3 protein-coding genes and 1 pseudogene are annotated in these 1,541 nt (G+C 73.1%); 2 read left to right on the top strand and 2 right to left on the bottom strand.

All coding sequences use genetic code 11. The features are described from left to right. Positions 1 to 429 (top strand): hypothetical protein (locus tag MHW47_RS35335; protein WP_239227895.1); only part of this gene is annotated, 429 nt, incomplete at its 5' end. Between the two features lie 36 nt (positions 430 to 465). Next, on the top strand, positions 466 to 681 hold the full coding sequence (locus MHW47_RS35330) for a hypothetical protein (protein ID WP_239227894.1): 216 nt from the start codon (positions 466 to 468) through the stop codon (positions 679 to 681). A 21-nt stretch (positions 682 to 702) separates the two neighbouring features. Here the strand turns inward: MHW47_RS35330 and MHW47_RS35325 are convergent, their stop codons facing one another. Continuing rightward, positions 703 to 1,149, bottom strand: coding sequence for an MscL family protein (locus MHW47_RS35325; protein ID WP_374230200.1), 447 nt, complete (start codon positions 1,147 to 1,149; stop codon positions 703 to 705). A gap of 174 nt (positions 1,150 to 1,323) precedes the next feature. Further along, positions 1,324 to 1,541 (bottom strand): annotated as a pseudogene (locus tag MHW47_RS35320) (hypothetical protein); the annotation flags it as partial.

Below are 1,541 nucleotides of genomic sequence, written 5' to 3'. Positions count from 1 at the left end.
CCCCCCGACGCCCCGCAGCCCTCCGACGCCGCCCGGCCGTCCGGGGCCCCGCAGCCGTCCGGCGCCCCGCGGCCCGCCGCGCGCTACCCCGAGTACCACCCCGGCAGCGCGCGGGCCGAGCTGAACCGGCCCGTCCACGAGCGCTATCCGCAGATCCGGCCCACCAGCGGCTACGGCGACCCCCGGGTCCGGCACACCGGGCCCGGGCCGGGCGCCGGCACCGACCAGGAGCCCGAGCGGTCGTCCAAGCTCACCGCGCGCCTCGTGCTGGCCATGAGTGTCGTCATCGGGCAGCTGTGGGGCCTGACGGTCATCGTGGACGAGTGGATGGAGGGCAACACCGGGACCGCGTGGTGGGGGGCCGGCTTCCTCTGCCTCTCGTTCCTCGTCGTCCTCGGGCTCTGGCTGCTCGACCCCAAGGACCGCTGACCGCCGACCGGGGCGGGCCGGTCGTACCCTGGGGGCATGAGTACCACCCCCCGACCCGCCCCCGAACCGCGTGACGCGGAGCCCGCCGAGCCGGCCCGGCCCCGGCCGCGTCCGGCGCTGATCTTCGACGACCCGCTGGACCAGCGGGCCTCGGACGACACGGATCAGGCGTGGGGCGACCGGCCCCCGTCCAGCGGCAGCGCGGCCGATCTGGCGCGCTTCCTGGACGAGAAGCCGCCGCACCACATCTGACGCGCGCCCCGCCGGGCGCGGCTAGATCCGGTCCGGGACCGGGCTCCCGCCGCCGCCGTTCCCGCGCTGTGCGACCAGGACGTCGCGGATCTCCTTGAGGACCTCCAGCTCGCTCACCTCCAGCGTCTCCTGGACGCCCTCCTTCGCCGCCTGCATCGCGGCCCGCCGCGCGAGGTACTTCGCCATCGGCAGGACCATCAGGAAGTAGACGACGGCAGCGGTGATCAGGAACGTGAGCGCCGCGCTGAGCACCGACCCCCACAGGATCTGGATGCCCTCCGTCACCTCGCCCGTCGCGGGGTCCGTCTTGCACGGGCCCTTGAGGCAGGAGCTGTAACTGTCCAGGTCCTTGGTGCCGAACGCACCGACGAGCGGGTTGATGACCCCCTTCACGAACGCGTTCACGATGTTCGTGAACGCCGCGCCGATGACGACGGCGATCGCCAGATCGATCACGTTGCCACGCATCAGGAAGGCCTTGAAGCCCTCCAGCACACTGACCTTCTTCGTCTCGCTCACGGGTGCGCTTTCCTCCGTACATGCCGCAAGGGGAGTGAACTCCTCGGCAACCTACGGCAGTAGGGCCCGTAACCACCCCATTCGGGAGGGTTGCCCGGTGACGGCATAGTTCGTCAGTACGAATCAGCACAGGATCACCGCCAGTCCGCCGGAGATCCCCGCCCCGGCCAGTTCGGCGGCCGCCGCCCTCGGCACCGCCAGCACGACCAGCGCCCCCTCACCGGCAGCACCCACGCCCGGCGCGCCCATGTCCGCCGACCCCGGCACCCGCTCCACCCGCGCGCCCCTCGCCAGCACGCGGGCCTCCGCCGCGCCGGAGCCCTCCGACGCCACCACGTCCA

Origin of the sequence: Streptomyces sp. OfavH-34-F (assembly GCF_022347745.1) — a bacterium.
Lineage (GTDB): Bacteria > Actinomycetota > Actinomycetes > Streptomycetales > Streptomycetaceae > Streptomyces.
Note: the sequence above shows the minus strand (reverse complement) of the source record. Positions and strands in the feature narration are given on the sequence as shown.

What these genes read in the sequence shown, in the direction of transcription:
- MHW47_RS35325 (WP_374230200.1), bottom strand. Translation starts at nt 1,149, where the DNA reads ATGCGTGGCAACGTGATCGATCTGGCGATCGCCGTCGTCATCGGCGCG.
- MHW47_RS35330 (WP_239227894.1), top strand. Translation starts at nt 466, where the DNA reads ATGAGTACCACCCCCCGACCCGCCCCCGAACCGCGTGACGCGGAGCCC.